14 protein-coding genes are annotated in these 19,030 nt (G+C 60.2%); 3 read left to right on the top strand and 11 right to left on the bottom strand.

The annotated features are described in order from the left end of the window. Window positions 1–179 precede the first annotated feature (179 nt). On the bottom strand, window positions 180–515 hold the full coding sequence (locus tag EKM88_RS02305; protein WP_125702710.1) for an ArsR/SmtB family transcription factor: 336 nt from the start codon (window positions 513–515) through the stop codon (window positions 180–182). A 175-nt stretch (window positions 516–690) separates the two neighbouring features. Here EKM88_RS02305 and EKM88_RS02300 point away from each other — a divergent pair, with 175 nt between their 5' ends. Continuing rightward, window positions 691–1,626 (top strand): FAD:protein FMN transferase, encoded by a 936-nt coding sequence (locus EKM88_RS02300; protein ID WP_125702708.1) that lies wholly within the window; start codon window positions 691–693, stop codon window positions 1,624–1,626. Window positions 1,627–1,701: 75 nt separating this feature from the next. Here the strand turns inward: EKM88_RS02300 and glgP are convergent, their stop codons facing one another. From glgP to EKM88_RS02270, 6 genes are all read right to left on the bottom strand, one after another. Next, complete coding sequence (gene glgP, locus EKM88_RS02295) at window positions 1,702–4,092, bottom strand: glycogen/starch/alpha-glucan family phosphorylase (RefSeq protein ID WP_125702706.1); 2,391 nt, start codon at window positions 4,090–4,092, stop codon at window positions 1,702–1,704. Between the two features lie 13 nt (window positions 4,093–4,105). Continuing rightward, a complete protein-coding gene (glgA, locus tag EKM88_RS02290; RefSeq protein WP_125702704.1) occupies window positions 4,106–5,545 on the bottom strand; it encodes a glycogen synthase GlgA in 1,440 nt (479 codons plus the stop codon). Beyond that, a complete protein-coding gene (gene glgD / locus EKM88_RS02285; protein ID WP_125702702.1) occupies window positions 5,538–6,704 on the bottom strand; it encodes a glucose-1-phosphate adenylyltransferase subunit GlgD in 1,167 nt (388 codons plus the stop codon). Before glgD ends, glgA begins: the two co-directional genes overlap by 8 nt. Continuing rightward, the gene (locus EKM88_RS02280; protein ID WP_125702700.1) at window positions 6,701–7,843 is read right to left on the bottom strand and encodes a glucose-1-phosphate adenylyltransferase; all 1,143 of its coding nucleotides are present in this window, start codon (window positions 7,841–7,843) and stop codon (window positions 6,701–6,703) included. Before EKM88_RS02280 ends, glgD begins: the two co-directional genes overlap by 4 nt. A 13-nt stretch (window positions 7,844–7,856) precedes the next feature. Beyond that, window positions 7,857–9,776 (bottom strand): 1,4-alpha-glucan branching protein GlgB, encoded by a 1,920-nt coding sequence (glgB, locus tag EKM88_RS02275; RefSeq protein WP_125702698.1) that lies wholly within the window; start codon window positions 9,774–9,776, stop codon window positions 7,857–7,859. 354 nt (window positions 9,777–10,130) lie between these two features. Further along, complete coding sequence (locus EKM88_RS02270) at window positions 10,131–10,967, bottom strand: YitT family protein (RefSeq protein ID WP_125702696.1); 837 nt, start codon at window positions 10,965–10,967, stop codon at window positions 10,131–10,133. Window positions 10,968–11,165: 198 nt separating this feature from the next. Here EKM88_RS02270 and spxB point away from each other — a divergent pair, with 198 nt between their 5' ends. Together spxB and EKM88_RS02260 are read left to right on the top strand one after the other, a co-directional pair. Continuing rightward, window positions 11,166–12,989 carry a pyruvate oxidase gene (gene spxB, locus EKM88_RS02265; protein ID WP_125702694.1) on the top strand — a complete coding sequence of 608 codons (1,824 nt, stop codon included), beginning with the start codon at window positions 11,166–11,168 and terminating at the stop codon, window positions 12,987–12,989. A 143-nt stretch (window positions 12,990–13,132) separates the two neighbouring features. Then, a complete protein-coding gene (locus EKM88_RS02260; RefSeq protein WP_125702692.1) occupies window positions 13,133–13,954 on the top strand; it encodes an alpha/beta hydrolase in 822 nt (273 codons plus the stop codon). Window positions 13,955–14,017: 63 nt separating this feature from the next. Here the strand turns inward: EKM88_RS02260 and EKM88_RS02255 are convergent, their stop codons facing one another. The 4 genes from EKM88_RS02255 to EKM88_RS02240 all read right to left on the bottom strand — a co-directional run bounded on the left by EKM88_RS02255 (window position 14,018) and on the right by EKM88_RS02240 (window position 19,027). Further along, entirely contained in the window at window positions 14,018–16,174 is a 2,157-nt protein-coding gene (locus EKM88_RS02255; protein ID WP_125702690.1) for an AAA family ATPase, read from the bottom strand. A 241-nt stretch (window positions 16,175–16,415) separates the two neighbouring features. Then, window positions 16,416–17,582, bottom strand: a complete 1,167-nt coding sequence (locus tag EKM88_RS02250) for a hypothetical protein (RefSeq protein ID WP_125702688.1) — start codon at window positions 17,580–17,582, stop codon at window positions 16,416–16,418. Window positions 17,583–17,591: 9 nt separating this feature from the next. After that, entirely contained in the window at window positions 17,592–17,930 is a 339-nt protein-coding gene (locus EKM88_RS02245) for a hypothetical protein (RefSeq protein WP_125702686.1), read from the bottom strand. 293 nt (window positions 17,931–18,223) lie between these two features. Next, window positions 18,224–19,027: an ABC transporter ATP-binding protein gene (locus EKM88_RS02240; RefSeq protein WP_125702684.1), complete on the bottom strand. Its 804-nt coding sequence runs from the start codon at window positions 19,025–19,027 to the stop codon at window positions 18,224–18,226. Between the last annotated feature and the right edge of the window lie 3 nt (window positions 19,028–19,030).

The raw sequence follows: 19,030 nt of genomic DNA, 5'->3' as shown, positions 1-19,030 counted from the left end.
CAGCATAACCTAGGGCGACTTATCACGCATGCGATTTCAACGCGCCCAAGGCAAATAAGCGGGCGGCACCGGCAAACCCACACTTGGGTCTGCCGGTGCCGCCCGCTTCCATTCTGGACGCATCTGCTTTTGGCTCAGCCTGGTTTTGTGGCCGACGATTCTAGTAGCGCGACTTGCCGTTACTCGCCACGCTGTTGCCGCCGCAATGCCGCGGTCAGGCGCTCCAGGCGGTCGATGGTGTCATCAAGGGTGAGGTAGTAATACACCACGTTGCCGACTTTGCGCTGGCCGACCATCCCGATATCGTGCAGGGTCTTCAGGTGGTGGGACGTGGCCGGCTGCGATAACCCGATCGCCTGAGCCAGGTCATTGACCATGATGCCGTGACAGTCATTGACCGTGCCCAGGATCATGATCAGCCGCTGGCGGCTCGCGTTGGAAAGTGCGTTCAGGTGCCCGATGTCCAACTTGAACTCGCGAAGTGCCTCTTCTTGTGCCGCAGAATATGTACTCACTGTGCTTGCGCCTCCTCCATCAGCCAATCACGGGCGTGCTTGGCCTCATTAAGGCCAGTGTACGCTATTTGCCGCACAAATGCGTGAATTTTGCCCGACGATTTATCTTTGCGTCTCATAACGCAAACGTTTACACTAGAGCTGTATAAGCCTGAGCAAAGGAAGCGTGTCAACGATGACAACCACAATGACCTTCACCGGCCTCGGTGCAACCAACACCTTGACCATCTACGCCGGCGGGACGACCGGCACCTTCGATAAGAGTATCGCCCTCGTCTCCGCGTACGGTCGGCTTCTTTCCTTTTATGACCCGGATTCACTCATCAGTGAAATCAATCAAAACGCCGGGATCAAACCGGTTCACATCCCAGTCCGGCCCATTTTTAACCTGATCGCCCGCGCCGTGGCGTGGAGCAAGCGCGGTCTAGGCTACAATGCCCTCCTCGGCCCGCTGGTGGCGCTGTGGCGCATCGGCTTCGACGACGCCAGCGTGCCCAGCTCGGACCAGATCAAGGCACGGTTGGCGCTCACGGACCCCGACTTGGTCACGCTCGATTCGGATGCACAAACGGTTTACCTCCAGCGCCCTGAGATGGCCCTGGACCTCGGCGGCATTGCCAAGGGCTTCATCATCGATGAGATGGTGCGCCTGTGGCAAAAGCGCGGCGTGACCGGCGGCCGCATCGACCTCGCCGGCAACGTGCGCCTGTTCGGCAACAATGAAGACGGGCTGCCCCTGTGGCAGTTCCCGATCACGGATCCGCGCGACCCCGCGAACCCGCCGATCGCCACACTGACCACCCCACCGCGAGCCGTCATGACCACCGGTATCTACTTCCGCCACTTCGACAAGAACGGCCACGTGTACCACCACCTCCTCGATCCGACCACTGGAGCGCCGGTTGAATCAGATATGGCCAGTATCACCGTGATCTGCGACTCCGCTGAAGAGGCGGACGTGCTGTCTTCCATCGGGTTTTACGCAGGCATCCCGGCCGGCTACGATGCCGTAGAAGACGCCGGCGCCGAAGCGGTGTTCATCACCCGCGACACGCAGCTCTACAAGACCGCTGGCCTGCGCGAAACCCTGCTCCCCAGCATGGGCCACTAAACAACACGCGAAAAACGCCACCCAGTTCGGGGCTGCAGCTTGCAGTCGCCCGCCTGGGTGGCGTTTTTCAGTCGGTTAGTCCACGGGGTGTTCAGGTAACACGTTCCAGACCTCGCGGCCGTAGCGCTGGACCGTGAAGTCGGCGGAGAACTGGCCGCTGGCGGCCAGGTTTTCGACGACCCGCTTGCCCCACTCGGCCGGGGCCTGCCAAAGCTGATCCAGCTGCCGGCTGGCCGTCACGTAGCTCTGAAAATCGGCCAGCACAAAGTATGTGTCGTTATAATCCAGCAACTCGGTCACGATTTCTGGGCCTTCCGAGGCAATGCCCGGGATTGAGCCATCGGTCAGCATGTCCACCACCGCGTGCAGGACCGGGTCTGCCTCGTACACCGCGCGTGCATTGTAACTGTGATCACGCTGCTTTTGCGCCACCTCTTCCGCTGTCAGCCCAAACATCGCCATGCTGGCGGGCCCTGCCGCGGCGCGCATCTCGATGTTCGCCCCGTCCAACGTGGCCAGTGTCAGCGCGCCGGTGGCCATCAGCTTCATGTTACTGGTGCCGCTGGCCTCCGTGCCGGCCAGCGAGATCTGCTCCGAAATGTCCGCGGCCGGAATGATGTGCTCGGCCAGCGTCACCCCGTAGTTAGGGAGGAACGCGACCTGCAACCGGCCGGCCACATCAGGGTCATGGTTCACCAAGTCCGCCACCGCGTTGATCAGCTTGATGACCGCTTTGGCGTAGCGATAGCTCGGGGCCGCCTTTGCGCCAAACACGTGGACGCGGGCCGGCCGGTCCTCCCCGGCCTTCAACGCGCGGTAAGCTTCGAGGATCCCGAACACGTGCAGCAACTGGCGCTTATAGGCGTGCAGCCGCTTGATCTGGACGTCAAAAATGGCATCCGGGTTGACGGTCAGGCCCAGGGTCGCCTGAATCACCGCCGCCAGCGCCACCTTGTTCTGACGCTTGGCGGCGTGCAGAGCCGTCAGAAACTGCGGCGTGGTCGCCTTAGCCCGCAGCTGTTCGAGCTGCCGCGGGTCGCGCCGCCAGTCCTGACCCAAGGTTTGGTCCAGCAGGTCAGCCAGCGGTTGGTCGGCCAGTTGCACCCAGCGCCTTGGGGTGATGCCGTTGGTTTTGTTGTTGAAGCGGGCCGGGAACAGCGTGTACAAGTCCTTCAGCACACTGTCCTTCAGCAATTCCGAGTGCAGCTTGGCCACGCCGTTGACCGCGTGGCTACCGATGACCGCCAGGTACGCCATGCGCAGCTGGCCATCCCCCAGGGGCGCCGCACGGTTGACCAACAGCTCCCCATAGCGCTTGGTGTACGTGGCGCGGAAACGGCGGTCAACCTCTTGGGCGACCTGATAAAGTCGCGGCAAAAGTCCTGCAAACATCGGCTCAGGCCAGCTTTCCAGCGCCTCCGTCATCAGGGTGTGGTTCGTGTACGACAGCGTCGCCACGGTGATGGCCCACGCCTCGTCCCACGTCATCTGCTCCTCATCCAAGAGGATGCGCATCAGCTCGAGCACCGCCATCGCGGGATGCGTGTCGTTGATGTGAATGGCCACGAACTGCGGCAATAGGTGCAGGTCTTCGTGTTGGCGCTTGAAGTGCGTGATGATGCTTTGCACCCCCGCGGAAACGAAGAAGTACTCCTGGCGCAGGCGCAACTCCCGCCCCGTAGTGTTGGAATCGTCTGGGTAAAGAATCTGCGTGATCTCAGTGACCCGCGACTTTTCGGCCAGATTATGCGCACGACCCGGCACCGGTTCCGCCGCCCACAGCCGCAAGGTATTCACCCGCTTCGTGTGGTAGCCGACCATCGCGATGTCGTACGGCACGGCGAGCACGTCCTCGGCGTTATGGTAAATGGCCTGCAGGCTCCCATTGCGGCGCGGTCGCAACTCGACTTGACCGCCAAATTTCACGATCACGGCGCGGTTTTCCTTGCGCGTCTCCCACATGTATGGGTCGCGCAACCAGTCATCTGGCAACTCCACCTGGTAGCCATCGACAAAGCGCTGCTCGAACAGCCCATATTGGTAACGGATCCCGTTCCCGTTGCCGGCCATGCCAACGCTGGCCATCGCGTCCAAAAAGGCACTGGCCAGCCGGCCAAGCCCCCCGTTGCCCAACCCCGGGTCGCCTTCCGCGGCGTACAGCGTGGCGGGGTCCAGGGTCAGGCGGTGCAGGCCCGCCTCAACCACCGTTTTGATGCCGAGATTTAACAAGTTCGACCCCAGGAGCTGCCCCGGCATGAACTCGATCGAGAAGTAGTAAAGCTGTTTTTGCTGGCGGGCGTCATAGTCCGCCTTCGTTTTGGCCCAGTCGGTGGCGTAATAACCCTTCACCACGAACGCCAAGGCGGCATACTGCTGCCGCACGGAGAGGTTCTCCAGCTGATCCGCAAACAGGGTCAGCGCGGCCGCCCGATAATCTTTGATAAACTGTGTGGTCGTTAATGACATGCCAATAGTCCTCTCATTCCAACAATTCTTGATAGCCACTCAGGTACAGCTGAGCCGCGTGGACCCAGTCAAAATCCGCCGCCATCGCCTGCTGCTGAAGCTGCTGGTAGGCGGCCGGGGCCTCCCGGTACAGGTGTGCCGCGCGCACCAAGGTCTCCGCCAGCACCTGTGGTGTGAAGTCCCAGTACGAAAAGCCGGTACCACTGCCGTCAACGGCATTGTACGGCTGCACCGAATCGCGCAGGCCACCCGTTTCGTGCACCACCGGCAGGGTGCCATAGCGCATCGCCATCATCTGCGCCAGCCCGCTTGGCTCAAACGCGCTTGGCATGACGAAGAAATCCGCACCAGCGTAAATGCGCTGCGCTAGAGCCTCATCAAACCGGATCAGACTGGCCGCCTTGCCGGCGAAGCGATCATGCAGCGCGGTGAAGCCCGCCTCCAGATCGTTATCGCCGGTGCCCAGCAGGACCACCTGGATATCCTCACCCGGCAGCAGCACGTTCAGCGCCGTGATCAGCTGATCCATCCCCTTTTGCCGAGTCAGCCGCGACACGATGCCAAACAGCGGTACGTCGCGCTTCGGCAAGCCGACCTCCGCCTGCAGCGCCTGCTTGTCCTGAGCCTTGCCGCCCAGGGCCGTGGCACTGTAGTTGGCCGTCAGGTACGCATCGGTTTGGGGGTCATAAAGCGTGGTGTCGATGCCGTTCAGGATGCCCCGCAACTTCCAGGACTGGTTGCGCAACACACCGTCCAGCCCTTCTCCGAACGCAGGCGTCTGGATCTCACCGGCGTAAGTCGGGCTGACCGTTGACACGCGGTCCGCGAAGTTGATGCCCCCTTTCATCCAGTTCATCGCCCCGTTTTTCTCGAAGCCATCGGGGTTGAAGAATTGGCGGCCGATCCCGAACACGTCATCGAGCAAGCTCGGGGGGAACCAGCCCTGAAACTGGAGGTTGTGGATCGTCAGCTGGGTCTTGATGCCTTGATACGGCGCGATCCAGCTGTACTTGTCGCGCAGCAGTACCGGGATAAACGCCGTGTGCCAGTCGTTGAGGTGCAGGATGTCCGGGATAAAGTCGATGACCTGCAACATCTCAACAATGGCCATCTGAAAGAAGCCGAAGCGTCCGCCGTCGTCCCAGTACCCGTACAGCCCATCGCGGCCAAAGAATTCCTCGTTGTCGATCAGGTAGTAGGTGACCGCGCCCAGCGTCAGCGTGTTGACGCCGACATACTTTTCTTGACCGCCAAAGCGAACCGAAAACTGTGCCAGCGGGCGCAGCTCCGCCCGGTACTTGGCGGGAAACAGCCGGGGGTAAAACGGCAGGACCACGCGAACGTCCACCCCGGCCTTGTGCAAGGCCTTGGGCAGCGCGTAGGCGACATCGCCCAGCCCGCCGGTTTTGTAGAACGGCGCCCCTTCAGCCGCCGCAAACAGTACTTTAAGCATTACCTTCGCCCTCCAATTCACTGACTCGGAAAATGGTCCGGTTCTTGCCGATCACCAGCGGGTGATCCGGCTGGCCTTCGATCGTCAGATTTGGTCCGATCACAACGCCTTTATCCAGGATCGCGTGCCGCACCGTGGCGCCGGCCGAGATTTTGCTGCCTTGCATCACGATGCTGTCGGCAACGGTTGCGCCTCGGTGCACGACCACGTTGCGGAACACGATGCTGTCTTGCACCTGACCCTCCACGTACGCCCCGGTGCCCAGCAGCGAATCCGTCACCACCGACTCCTTGGAGAAGAAGCTCGGCACCTCATTTTTGCTCTTCGTCAGAATCGGAATGTTCGAAAACAGCAACGATTGGTAGTTGCTTTCCGTCAGCATATCCATATTCGCGCGGAAGTACCGGGGAATCGAATCGATGCGGGCGAGGTAGCCCGTGTACTCGAACGCGTTGGCGTTTTGGGCGAGCACGGCCTCGCGCAACAACTGCGGTAAGCGGCGGAACTCGTCCGTCTGCGCCGCGGTGTCCAGCAAGTCGATCAGGTCGATGGTCGCCAGCAGGTAGATTTCCATGAACACCGGCACCGTTTCGCCGCTTTCATCCGGTCGGTCCTCCGCACGGATGACCGAGGACGCGGCCCCTTGCTCCGACAGACTCAGCGTCCAGTCGGTCGGGTGCACCCAAGCGCGCGGCATCTTCTTGTACACCGCCGTGATGCCCGCGTCACTGACCTTGTGGTACGCCAGAATGGCGTTAAGGTCCACATTGGCCACGTTCTTGGCGCCCATCACCACCGTGTACTTGGAGCTGCTGCGGCGCAAAAATTGCGTGTAGTTCTCGTAGTAACGCTCCCGCAACTTAGGGTCATTATAGTCGCGCGTCGCAACGTAAGGAAACAGAAACACCCCGCCCTGGATCAGATCCAGGTTCCAGGCCGAACCGTTGCGCAGATGATCCTGCACCGAGCGCTCGGACTCGGGCATGAACAACCCCACCGAATGAATGTCGGCGTTGGTGATCGCCGAAAGCGGAAAGTCCAGCAGCCGATAACGCCCGGCAAATGGCAACGTACCGATCGGCCGGTGAGCGGTCAGGGGCAGCAGGTCATGCACATCCTCGTTGAGGTCAATGATGGCCGCAATTTCTCCTCTTCTCATGCTTTTTCCTTCCTTCCTACGGCTTCCCCGTAACCCACAACGGCGATCTTATCCTTGGTGCCGATCACCTCACCATTATCCCCAACCACCGCGTCTTCACCGATGATGGCGTGGTCAACGGTCACGTTTTTGCCGATGACCACGTTGGGCATCACCATTGAGTCGCGCACCACGGACCCCTCGCCGACCTTCACGTTCTGGGACAAAATGCTGTGGTCGATTTCTCCCGCTACATACGACCCGTCCGTGATCATCGCCCGGTTGACCTTCGCGGTCTTGGTCAAAAACATCGGCGGTAGCGCCTCGGTTTCCGAGTAAATGCGCCAGTTGCGGTTGGCGATGTTCAGCGCGTTGTTTGGGGCAAGGAACTCCATGTTCGCCTCCCACAGTGACTGAATCGTCCCCACATCCTTCCAGTACCCGTGAAAGGCGTAGGCATACGTCGGCTCGTTGTGCGCCAGGTAGGCCGGGATGACGTCCTTGCCAAAATCCTCCATCTTCCCGTCCGTGGCGTAGCTTTCCGTCAGATACTTCTTGAGCGGCGCCCAGTCGAAAATGTAGATCCCCATTGAGGCGAGGTTGGACTGTGGCTGCTCGGGCTTTTCTTCAAACGCGATGATGCGGTCCGTGTCATCCGTGTTCATGATGCCAAACCGCGGTGCTTCACTCATCGCCACTGGCATGACGCCAACCGTCAGCGTTGCCTTCTTGGCCTTGTGGTAATTGAGCATCCGCTCGTAATCCATCTTATAAATGTGGTCCCCTGACAGGATCAGGACGTACTGCGGATTGTAGGAATCGATGTACGCGATGTTTTGGTAAATCGCGTGCGCCGTCCCCTCGAAAAACTTCTCGCCGTCACTGGCGGCGTAAGGCTGCAGGATCGTCACCCCCGCCCCGCGCTCATTGAGGCCCCAGCTGGCGCCGTTTTGAATGTGCCGGTTCAGCTCCAGTGGCTGGTACTGCGTGATGACGCCCACCGTGTTCACCCCAGAGTTGCTGAGGTTGCTCAACGTAAAATCAATGATGCGATAACGACCGCCAAACGGCACCGACGGCTTGGCGGTGTTCTTGGTCAGCTTCCCCAGCCGGGTGCCTTGGCCACCCGCAAGAATCATGCCTAACATTTCAGTTGCCATACGCGCTTCCTCCTTAATCCTGTCCCCTCATTGAATCGGCTTCACCGAGCCCTGCGGGCGCGGCGCGCGGCGTCAGCGCCACTGGCGCGATCAACAGCGCGCCCATTGCGGGTAACACCACTTCCAAGCTGGCTGGCTGGCCGCGATAGTCCCCGGTCTGGGCGTGTAGCGTGCGCTGCACGCGCGTCCACGTCCCCCCGAAGTGCTGGCTTTCGGTATTTAACAGCACGGTGTACGTGCCCGCCGCCGGCACCGCGACCCGAAAATGCTGGCGCTCGGTTGGCATCAAATTCATCACCACCACGGTAAAATCGTTCGCCGCGGTGCCCCAGCGAATGTAGCTGAGCGCCTCAGGAGAATCGGCCATCGTGACACTGATGCCAGCTGGCGTGTGATCTTGGGCCCACAGACTTGGCGTTTTGCGGTACAGCTTGTTGAGCGTCTCAGTGAACGTCTGCATCTGCCGGTTCATCGGATCGTTCAGATCGACCCACTCCAGCTGACTCCAGTCGCGCCACTCAAGGAATTGCCCCCATTCACTCCCCATGAATAACAGTTTCTTGCCCGGGTGTGTCATCAGCCAGATGAACATCACCCGTAGATTGGCGAACTGATTGTAGCGGTCGCCCGGCATCTTGTGCATCAACGACTTCTTCCCGTGCACCACCTCGTCGTGGGAGAACGGCAGGATGAACTGCTCGTCAAACTGGTACATGAACGAGAACGTCAAAAGCGTGGTGTGGTCACGCCGCGCGTAGGGATCCATCTCAAAAAAGCGCAGCGTGTCGTTCATCCAGCCCATGTTCCACTTGTAGTTGAAGCCCAAGCCGCCCAGATCGATCGGGGCGCTGACCTTGGGATACGCCGAGCTTTCCTCAGCGATCATCAAGACATCCGGATGCGCTGCAAACACCGCGGTGTTGAGCGCCTTCAAAAAGGCGATGCCCGCCAAATTTTCCCGGCCGCCGAACTGGTTGCGATCCTGCTCCTTGCCCGCATCGTAATCCATGTAGAGCATGTTCGACACGGCATCCACCCGCAACCCGTCCAAGTGGCAGTAATCCAGCCAAAACATTGCGCTGGAAATCAGGAAGCTTTGCACTTGCGTCTTCCCGAGGTCAAAGTTCCACGTCCCCCACCGTACATTGTTGGCCCGGTGTGGGTCCTGATACTCAAACGTGGCCGTGCCATCGAACTTCGCCAACGTGTCCGTGTTGCGAATGAAGTGCCCCGGCACCCAGTCCATGATGACGCCAAGCCCAAGCCGGTGCGCCGCATCAACAAACGCCAAGAAATCCGCAGGTGCCCCAAAGCGGCTGGTCGGGGCAAAGTAGCCCATCAGCTGATAGCCCCAACTGGCGTCTAGCAAATGCTCCATCAGTGGCATCAGCTCGATGTGGGTGTAGCCCATGCGCCGCACATACGGCAGCACTTGCGCGGCCGCCTCGGTGTAGCTCAGGTAACTGCCATCTTCATGCCGCATGAATGAACCCAGGTGTAGCTCATAGATATTCATCGGTTGATCGTACGGACGCTTGGCCGCCCGCGCCGCCAACCATTTGGCATCACGCCAATCGTGGCGCGGCAGGTCCATCAGCCGCGCGGCCGTGCCCGGCTTAGGCTCAAAGCCAAAGCCGTACGGATCGATCTTCTCGATCGTCTGCCCGTCCGCGGTAGTGATCTGCACCTTGTACAGCTGCCCGGTGGTGCCGCCATGGGTGCCGGCCCAGACACCGGTGGTGCCGACAGGGGTCAGCGGCAGCGGCTGCCACCCCGAGAAGTCCCCCACGATCGCGACTGCCTGCGCGTTTGGCGCCCACACCACGAACCGCCATTTCGCTGGGCCAACCTGATGGGCCCCAAGCCGTCGATAACTCTGAAAATCCTCGCCTCGGTTGAACAAGTACAGCCATTGTTCCATGTCATCTGCCATCGCTACGCCTCCTTCTTGCGAACGCTTACGAGGGCAGTATAACACGTTTTTCGCCTGGTGAAAGGCGTCGCGGCTTCCGGGGCGAAAACTCACCAAATTAATGTAAAAACAAGTGGAAGCGAATCGTCTACCGTATGAACCATTTTCATGCCCCGGTCACGATTTGTCTTCCCGTTGCCAGTTTCTGGCAACGCGGAATACGCGGCACCCAGCGCCGCCCCACATGCCGCTGAGACCTGCTTAACGGCCACGACTGCGCGCAACGATTCCGGCAGTGTCCGCGCCAACGCACAAAAAAAGCCGTGAGCGCCTCACGACTTTGCGAACAGAATTCAGTCCCTAACACACCCCGACTCAGGTCAAACTGCCGCCGTGCACCTCGGTTGCCTCCGTGACCAAAATAAACGCCGCCGGATCCAGTCGGTGCACATGCGCAACCAACGCGTGGAAATCGCTTTGCTCAACCACCACCATCAGCATCTCCTTAGGCTCACCAGAGTAGCCCCCAATGACCTGATGAATCGTCAGGCCGTGGTCGGTTTTGTCCCGGATGCCAATTTCAATCTGTGGGAGGGCCACATTGCTCATGATATACACGGCCTTCTTGCGGTCCAACCCCGTTTCAACATAGTTCATCACCAGGCTCGTCAACCCGATGGCAAACAGAGCCAGAACAAACGCCTCAAAGCCGCTGACGGGAATGTTGAACAGCGACACCACCATGTCGATCAGGAACAAGCCAAGGGCTGGCTTCAGGTGCCAGTACCGGGCAAAAATCATCGGCGGGACGGTGGTGCCCCCGCTGGACGCATCCAAGCGGTAGTTCAGCGCGGCGCCGATGGCAAACACAACGCTCCCCACAATCACGGCCAGCAGCCGGTCTTTAACCACCATCACCTGTGGCGTTAGCGCCAGCAGAAGCGGCAAGGCGACGCTACCGAACAGGATCCGCCGCGTGGTGCTCCGGTCCAACAGCCACCAGGCCAGCGCCAGCATCAGCGCGTTGATGGCCAGCGTGGTTACGCTGACCGGTAGGCCGAGGACCTCCTGCACCAGAATGGCGATCCCGGTCGCACCCCCGGCGGCCACCCCGTGCGGCGCATAAAACAAGTTGATGGACAAGGCGATCAGCTCGAGGGCGATCAGCATCAGTACCCCACGCGCAAGGGGCTGGCGAAGTAGTTTGGACATGGCGGCCTCCTTAATTCATTCATTACACAATGATTATGGTTACAATTATATCACAACTCGGTTAAAATTGGCGAACTGTACCCCTCGCCGAATGAGAAGGCGCTAATTTTGCGTCCTAAACTGTTGCAACCGATTTCACAACATGATACATTGTAAGCGTGATAGTTGTTCTCAATTAATATAAAGAGGTGCATGAACATGACAGATCCACAGACCGTTCCCGCTAGCGTTGCAATGCTTCGCGTCATCGAATCCTGGGGCGTTGACCATGTCTACGGTTACCCGGGGGGCTCCTTCAACTCGACCATGGCGGCGCTGGACGCCGAGAAGGAACGTCTCCGCTACATTCAGATTCGCCATGAGCAAGTCGGGGCCCTGGCCGCCAGCTCCGATGCGAAGCTGACCGGCAAAATCGCCGTGGCGTTCGGCTCCGCCGGCCCTGGCGCCACGAACCTACTGACCGGGCTGTACGACGCCCGGGAAGACCACGCCCCGGTGCTGGCCTTGATCGGTCAGGTGCCGAGCACCAACATGAACTACAACTACTTCCAAGAGTTTGCGGAAAACCCGATGTTTGAAGACGTGGCGGTATACAACCGGCTCGTAATGACGCCAGAAAGCCTGCCTTACGTGGTGGATAAAGCCATCCGTGAAGCCTACAAGCACCGCGGGGTGGCCGTTGTGGTCATCCCTAACGACTTCGGCTACGTCCAGATCCCCGACACCCCATATAGCAGCGTGAGCCCGACGGACGGGAAAGCCAAGCCACTGCCAAGTGCGACCCCTGACGAAGTGGACCATGTGCTGGCGCTGATTCAGCAAGCCAAGCGCCCTGTCATTCACGTGGGGCGCGGTATCGGCGCCGGTGGCGCGCAGCTGGTCGAGCTCTCCCGCAAGCTCCAGATCCCGCTGGTGCTCACCGGCCTTGCCAAGGGGCTGATCCCCGATGATTACGAAGGCAACCTGGGCTACGCTAATCGTGCAGCCATGAAGGCAGCGGACGAGATCTTTGCCGTTGCCGACCTCGTGATCGCGATCGGGGCCGATTTCCCGTTCGCCAACCTGATCTACCGGACGCACCCGTTCACCTTCGTCCAGATCGATGCGGACGAAGCCCAATTCGGCCGGCATCACTTCCTCGACTACGGGGTGTGGAGTGACGCGACGAGCTTCGTGAGCCAGGCGCTGGAACGCAGCCAGCCCGTTGCCCCAACGCCATACTTCAAGGCCGCGGTTGCCGCCAACCAGAACTGGCGCGCCTACCTTCAGGAGCTGAGCGATCGGCCCTCTGACCCCCTGGAATTCGAACCGATCTACAAGCAGATCAACCGCATCGCCGAGCCGGATGCCGTATTCTCCATCGACGTGGGCGACAACATCATCAACGCCTTCCGCTTCTTGAACCTGACGCCGAAAAACAAATGGACGATTTCCGCCCTGTTCGCGTCCATGGGCTACGGTCTGCCCGGCGCCATCGCCGGCAAGCTCAGCTTCCCGGACCGCCAAGTGTTCAACATTTCCGGTGACGGCGCGTTCTCAATGGTGATGCAAGACCTGATCACCGAGAAAAAGTACCAGTTGCCGGTCATCAACATCATCACCAGCAACGCGAGCCTGAACTTTATCAAGTCGGAGCAAGACGACATCGACATGCCACAACACTCTGGCATTTTCATTGAAGACCAGGATTTTGCGATGATTGCCAAGGCCATGGGCATCGAAAGCGTTACGGTCACGCGCAGTGCCGACCTACCCGCTGCCTTTGACCAGGCGCTGGCGGTCACCAAGGCGGGCCGGCCGTTCCTGATCGATGCGAAGATCACCGACAAGCGCGGTCTCCCGGTTGAGGAGCTGCAGCTGCGCATCGAAGATGGCAAGCTGATCGAAACGGTCAGCCCGAGCTACAACGCCAACCACACGCTCGCCCACCCAAGCGACGTGGCCGCCTTCTTTGCGGAATACGATGGCGAATCACTACGCCCTTTGAGCGACTTTTTCACCGAATACAACGTGCCCCTATAAACTCACTTGGCTGCGGACGGCCAAGCGAACCCCGAAATGCCGCGACCTCCTCGCGGCATTTTTTTTGCGAACAAAAGCGTCACCTGAATGGCATTTACTGGCGTCAACCCGTATAATCGGGCCAAAAGTATTGGAGGTGCGTCATGCGGCGACTATTCTGGTTCGGCCTCATCGCCATTGCCGTTTGGGGGGCCTGGCCCGCCGCCAAGGTGCAGGCGGCCGCCCCGGTGGCCCCGGTCACGCTTTATCTGCATGGGCACCACGGCGGCCCGCATTCCATGGATTACCTGATGCAAACCGCGGCCAAGAACGACCACGCCCGCACGGTCCTCACCGCCACCGTCAGTCCCACGGGGCGCGTCCGCCTGAGCGGACACTGGCGGCAAGGGACCCAGCGACCGCTGATCAAGGTGGTGTTTCAGGACAATCGCACCATGCGCTACACGCGCATCAGCAACTGGATGCACGCTGTGTTGGTGACCCTTCAAACCCGGTACCATATCCAACAGTTCAACGTTGTTGCGCACTCACTGGGCAACGCCGCCGTGCTGTTTTACGAGCTGCGGTTCGGGCAGGATCGCAGCCTGCCGCAGCTGGCCAAGTATGTCGCGATTGCGGGCAACTTCGACGGCATCCCGGGCCGCCACCGTGGACAGCACGCCAACCACCTGCGCCCCGATGGCCGGCCGGCTTGGCTCGCACCCGCCTTTCGCCAGGCCCTGGCGTTACGCCACCACTTCCCCGCCCACCAAGTCGCCATCCTGAATCTTTATGGCAACCTCGATGACGGGACCCACTCCGACGGCAAAATTCTCAACGCGTCCTCGCGCTCGCTGGGTTACCTGCTCGGCCAAAAGGCCCGGCATTACCAGGCGCGCGTCTTCAACGGGGCGCTGGCGCAGCACAGCTTGCTACGCCTCAACCCGCGCGTGGCCGCGGCAACGAACCGCTTCCTGTGGCACTAGTGGCCACCCAAACCAAAAACTGCCCCTTGCATTGGGTTGCAAGGGGCAGTTTTTTTGGTTCCGCTAGTCCTTCGGGGTGTCAGTTGCGGCTTCGTCAGACGGCGCCTCACTTGGGGCGGTTTCGCTGATCACGATGCGGTCATCCACTAAGTCGGCGTAGAGCTGCTTGGCGTCTAGGTGATCCAGGTAGTAGTCGGTCACTTGGTCGCGAATGTTTTGCTCGATCACCCGCCGCAATGGTCGCGCCCCCATCGCCTCGTCATAGCCTTGTGCGATCAGCCAATCTTTGGCGGCAGACGTCACGGTCAAGCTCAGGCCTTTTTTCGCCAGCGTCGTGTTCACATCGGCCAGCATCAGGGCCACGATTTTGCCGAGGTCTGCCTTGGTCAGGTGACTGAATTCCACGATCCCGTTGAAGCGGTTGAGGAACTCCGGCCGGAAGTACGGCGCCAGCTTCTGCATCAGGTCTTCATCAGTGGCCTTTTGCCCGGTCAGCGCCTCTTGGCCAAAGCCGGCATTGCTGGTGGCGATGATGACCGTATTCTTGAAGTTGACCACGTTGCCTTGGCCGTCCGTCAGCCGCCCGTCATCCATCACCTGCAACAGGAGCGTGAGCACCTGCGGGTCGGCCTTTTCGATTTCATCGAGCAAGACGATAGCGTACGGGTTGCGGCGCACCTGTTCCGTCAAGGTGTTGCCGTTGTCCTCGTACCCCACGTAGCCGGCGCTGGTCCCGATCAGCTTGGACACCGCGGTGCGGTCGCTGTACTCGGACATATCCAGCCGGATGATGGCGTTCTTGTCGCCAAACAGATCCAGCGCAAGTTGCTTGGCTAGCTCGGTTTTGCCGACGCCGGTAGGCCCCACGAACAGGAAGCTGCCGATCGGCCGGTTGCCTTCATCGAAGCCGGCGCGGTTGCGGCGAATCGCGCGGGCGACCATGTCCACCGCCTCGTCTTGGCCGATCACCTTGCCCTTCAGGCGACTCCCGATGGTCTTGAGCCGCTCGATGTCGCTGGCCCCCATCTGGGACACCGGAATGCCGGTCAGCCGTTCCACCGACTGAGCCACATCATCTGGCGTGGCAACCACCGGCTGATCCGGCGTATCGGCCGCGGCCAGCTTGGCTTCGGCGTCCGCCAGCTGCTGCTTGAGGGTGGCCGCTTGCTCAAAGTCTTCGGCCTGCGCCGCGGTTTCCTTTTGCTCGGTCAGCTGCTGGATCTGCTGTTCAATGGCGACCTTGTCGACCACCGGGTGCTTGGCGGCCAAATGCGCCGCGGTCATGTCCAGCAGGTCGATGGCCTTGTCCGGCAAGGCGCGCTGCGGAATGTACTGCACTGCGTAGTCGACGCAGGCCTGCAATACGGCGTCAGGCAGCTGCACGCGGTGATGCTTTTCGTACAGGTGCCGCACGCCTTGGAGAATTTTTACGGTGTCGGCCGCAGAGGGTTCGTTGACCGTGACGTCGTTGAACCGGCGGGCCAGGGCCGCATCCTTCATGATGGTATTGCGGTATTCGTCCTGCGTGGTCGCGCCGATCACCGTGATCTCGCCGCGCGACAGGGCCGGCTTGATGATGTCGGCCAGGCCTTTGCTGCCGGATTCCTCGCCACCGGTCGCCCCGGCGCCGAGGATCTGGTGGATCTCATCAAAGAACAGGATCACATTGCCGGCCTGCTTGACCTCCTGGATCAGCTTCTGAATGTTTTCCTCGAAGCTGCCGCGGTATTGCGTCCCCGCCTCAAGGCCAGACACATCGATCGAAATGATCTGCTTGTCCTTGACGGCCTCCGGCACATTGCCGGCCACGATCGCTTCGGCCAGGCCTTCGACCACCGCGGTTTTGCCGACCCCGGCGTCCCCGACCAGGATCGGGTTGTTTTTGGTGCGACGGCTCAGAATTTCGGCCGTCTCTTGAATCTCGTGGTCACGGCCAATGACCGGGTCCAGCAGGCCCGCCTTCGCCTCTTGCGTCAAGTTGCGGCCGAGCTTACCAAGCAGCCCCTCTTTTTGCGGGGCCTGGGTGGCGTCTTGCACCGGGATAGCCTGCTTGGCCTGAGGCACGCGGCCCGTGGTGCGGTACTGCGCCAGCTCATCTGGGGTGAGTTCGTGGCCGTTGACCACGTAGCGGGCCTGCCCGCCTTCCCCCATGCGCCGGAGCATTGCGTTCAAGAAGTCGTCCATGTCAGTGTTAAAAAACGGATCGTTAAAAGTTGCCATTCGTCATTCCTCCTATTCGCTGCGGTTGCGCCGTAAGCGGTAAAAAAGACACCATCACGCGACGGTGTCTTCAGGCTATGAGCGGGTGCCGTCGCAGGTCATCCTTGTTTACATAATGTATTATCGCACGTTTTTAGCACTTAATCAAGTCGAGTGCTAATTTTTCCTCCTCTCCTTCAGCCTAACAAGACCAAAAACCGCACCGCAACTCTAAAGCCTGTTGCGGCGCGGTCCCAAAACGTTAAATTTTCTCCTGCTGAAGCGCGTGTAGGAGGGCGAACAGCTCGCCAAACAGGTCGCTGGATGCATTCATGTCCCACTTAAAAATCAGCGGTGTCTGCTCCTTAGCCAGTCCAAGCGGTAGCGAGGAATCCTTGATGATGACATCGGCTGACTCGAAGTGGTCCCGAAGCAACTCGACGAACGGCTGCTGATCGATGAACGTCACCAAATCGATAAACCCTAGCGTGACTGGCTCCAGCATCAGCGCGACTTTGACCTTTTCCACCGGTCGGGTGAAGCGCTGGAACTGCAGGATATTGGCGTACAGCCCCTTGACCAGCGGCTCGAGCACCGGCTGCACGTCTTGCTCGTCTTCGTCACGCAGCGCGGTGGTCACGGTTTGCTGCACGATGGCCTCAAGCTGTGGGTCAGGCAGCGCAGCGTCCACCCGCCGATTGAAGGTGTACGCCACTACCGCCCCCAAGTCGAACCCAAAGGTCAAAACGCTGGTGACGATCGCCAGCAGGCTCGCCTCGATCAGATCTCGCAGTGCTGGCGCGACCTGCGTGACATCCAAAACGGTTACGGGCAATTGCGCCAGGAAGCGCGTGACGAACCCATACATCGCAGGATTGTAGCGCTGATAGATCGCCAGTACCTGTTTGACCTTAGGATCCCCCGGTGAATCGTACAGCGGCACCAAAAAGTTGAGCTGGTAAAGGTGCTCGGACTCGCTGAACTGTTCGGCCTTTGTCAGTCGCGCGTCACCGGCAAACAGGTTGGGCACCGGATAAGCTGGCCCTTGGGTCGGCGCATTCAGCGTGTGGCCGTGCGTTATCCGGGCCTGCGTGATGGTGGTATGGTACGCCAGCACTTCCTGCAGCACGGGGCTAGGATACTCCAGCTCGAAGGCCTGCAAAATGCGGTGCACTAACGCCAGCGCCGCTTCGTGCGATGCCGCAGCAAACGGCCACGCGGCCCCGTCGGTGGCTAACCAGTACGCCAACGTCAAAAAGATGCGAATGCGGTTCTCATCCCCGGTCAGGCGCATTTTTTCGTAGACGATGCGCACGCCGAGTTGCTTGGCCATGTCGCGCAGCGGTCGCAGGTAGCGCAAGCACGTCACCCGTGAGGCGTCCACCGAGTCCACGAAGGCCGTAAAGTTCGGCAGGTCTTCGGCCAGCAAATGCTGCAGCTAGCGAAATGGTACGCCTTGTTCGACCAGCGCCATGCGTAGCCGGCCCACCGGGATGTTGAACAGTTGCGTCACCGTTGGCGTGGGCTGATCGACCAGGGCCGTCAACTCATCGAGTAGCTGATTGTAAATGTAATACAGGGTCCCATAGTTGCGGTTCATCAGCATCGCCACGCGGCGCAAGTTGACCTCATCGATCGCTTGACGATGCGTGCGCGTCTGCGCGATCTGCTCCGCCACTGGCAGTTCACGCTGCCGAAACTGGATAATCGTTTGGTACAGGGCCAATTTTTCCCGCGCATTCTTCTGCAAAAAAAGGTCGGTGTTTTTCTCTGTCATGTTTAGTCCTCCCAAGTGCCCTCGTGGCGCCGTTGACTAAATCAAGTATACCGAATACGGCTCTTTTTGCGTAGTATGTTTACTCACGCGCACGAGGCGGCACACGACGGTTGCGCCAAAACGGCCCCCATGACACCCGCACTTAGGGGTATCATGAGGGCCGTCTGGCCAGCAAGGGCGGCGCATTTGGGGCGCGTGCGATTTTGAAAGCGCCGTGATCATTCCTGGACCGTTAACGTGGTCTCAGCCCCTCGCCGCGTGCGCGTTGACCCTTGGCGTCCAAAGCGCGCGACTCAGCTCAGCAGTACCGCGTCATCGTTGAGTTCCTGGCCACTTTGTTCCTTGAACAACCGCAGCAGGTCGGCAACGGTCAGCCCCTGCTTTTGATCGCCCTTCAGGTCCACCGCAATGCGGCCGTGGTCCAGCATGATCAGCCGGTTCCCGTAGTTCAGCGCATCTTGCATGTTGTGCGTGATCATCAGCGTCGTGATGTTCTGCGCGGCCACCAGCTGGGCCGTCAGCTGCATCACCGTTGCGCTCGTCTGCGGATCTAGCGCCGCCGTGTGCTCGTCCAACAGCAGCAGCTCAGGCGCCTGCAACGTCGCCATCAACAGCGTCACCGCCTGCCGCTGGCCCCCGGACAGCAAGCCGATCTCGGCCGTCAGGCGGTCCTCCAGCCCCAGCCCCAGACTGGCCAGCTTCTCGCGAAACAGGGCGCGGTCGCGCTTCTTGACGCCGTTGGCCCAGAAGTTGCGCCACTGGCCACGCTTTTGTGCCAGGCTCAGGTTCTCTTCCACCGTGAGGCGCGGCGCGGTGCCGGCCTTGGGATCCTGAAAGACGCGGGCGATCAGGCGCGCGCGCTTGGCCACGTTTTGATAAGTCACATCCTGATCGCCGATTTTGATCTGGCCGTGGGTGACCGGAATGGACCCGGCCACGCTGTTCAGCAGCGTGGACTTGCCGGCCCCATTGCCGCCGATGATGGCGACGAACTCGCCGGGTTCAAGCGTCAAGTCGATACCTTTGAGCGCGTGGTTCTCGTTGACGGTGCCTTTTTCAAAGTATTGGTGCAACTCTCTCACAACAAGTGCTGGCATGAT

Origin of the sequence: Lacticaseibacillus daqingensis (assembly GCF_003946115.1) — a bacterium.
Taxonomy (GTDB): Bacteria; Bacillota; Bacilli; order Lactobacillales; family Lactobacillaceae; genus Lacticaseibacillus; species Lacticaseibacillus daqingensis.
The sequence above is the reverse complement of the archived record's forward strand: the minus strand, read 5'-3'. Positions and strand labels throughout refer to the sequence as shown.

Bases quoted from the DNA above. Each gene is read 5' to 3' on its own strand.
- EKM88_RS02255 (WP_125702690.1), bottom strand. From the start codon at position 16,174: ATGGCAACTTTTAACGATCCGTTTTTTAACACTGACATGGACGACTTC.
- EKM88_RS02245 (WP_125702686.1), bottom strand. From the start codon at position 17,930: ATGACAGAGAAAAACACCGACCTTTTTTTGCAGAAGAATGCGCGGGAA.
- EKM88_RS02240 (WP_125702684.1), bottom strand. From the start codon at position 19,027: ATGCCAGCACTTGTTGTGAGAGAGTTGCACCAATACTTTGAAAAAGGC.
- glgP (WP_125702706.1), bottom strand. From the start codon at position 4,092: ATGTCATTAACGACCACACAGTTTATCAAAGATTATCGGGCGGCCGCG.
- spxB (WP_125702694.1), top strand. From the start codon at position 11,166: ATGACAGATCCACAGACCGTTCCCGCTAGCGTTGCAATGCTTCGCGTC.
- EKM88_RS02280 (WP_125702700.1), bottom strand. From the start codon at position 7,843: ATGGCAACTGAAATGTTAGGCATGATTCTTGCGGGTGGCCAAGGCACC.
- EKM88_RS02300 (WP_125702708.1), top strand. From the start codon at position 691: ATGACAACCACAATGACCTTCACCGGCCTCGGTGCAACCAACACCTTG.
- glgB (WP_125702698.1), bottom strand. From the start codon at position 9,776: ATGGCAGATGACATGGAACAATGGCTGTACTTGTTCAACCGAGGCGAG.
- EKM88_RS02270 (WP_125702696.1), bottom strand. From the start codon at position 10,967: ATGTCCAAACTACTTCGCCAGCCCCTTGCGCGTGGGGTACTGATGCTG.
- glgA (WP_125702704.1), bottom strand. From the start codon at position 5,545: ATGCTTAAAGTACTGTTTGCGGCGGCTGAAGGGGCGCCGTTCTACAAA.
- EKM88_RS02260 (WP_125702692.1), top strand. From the start codon at position 13,133: ATGCGGCGACTATTCTGGTTCGGCCTCATCGCCATTGCCGTTTGGGGG.
- glgD (WP_125702702.1), bottom strand. From the start codon at position 6,704: ATGAGAAGAGGAGAAATTGCGGCCATCATTGACCTCAACGAGGATGTG.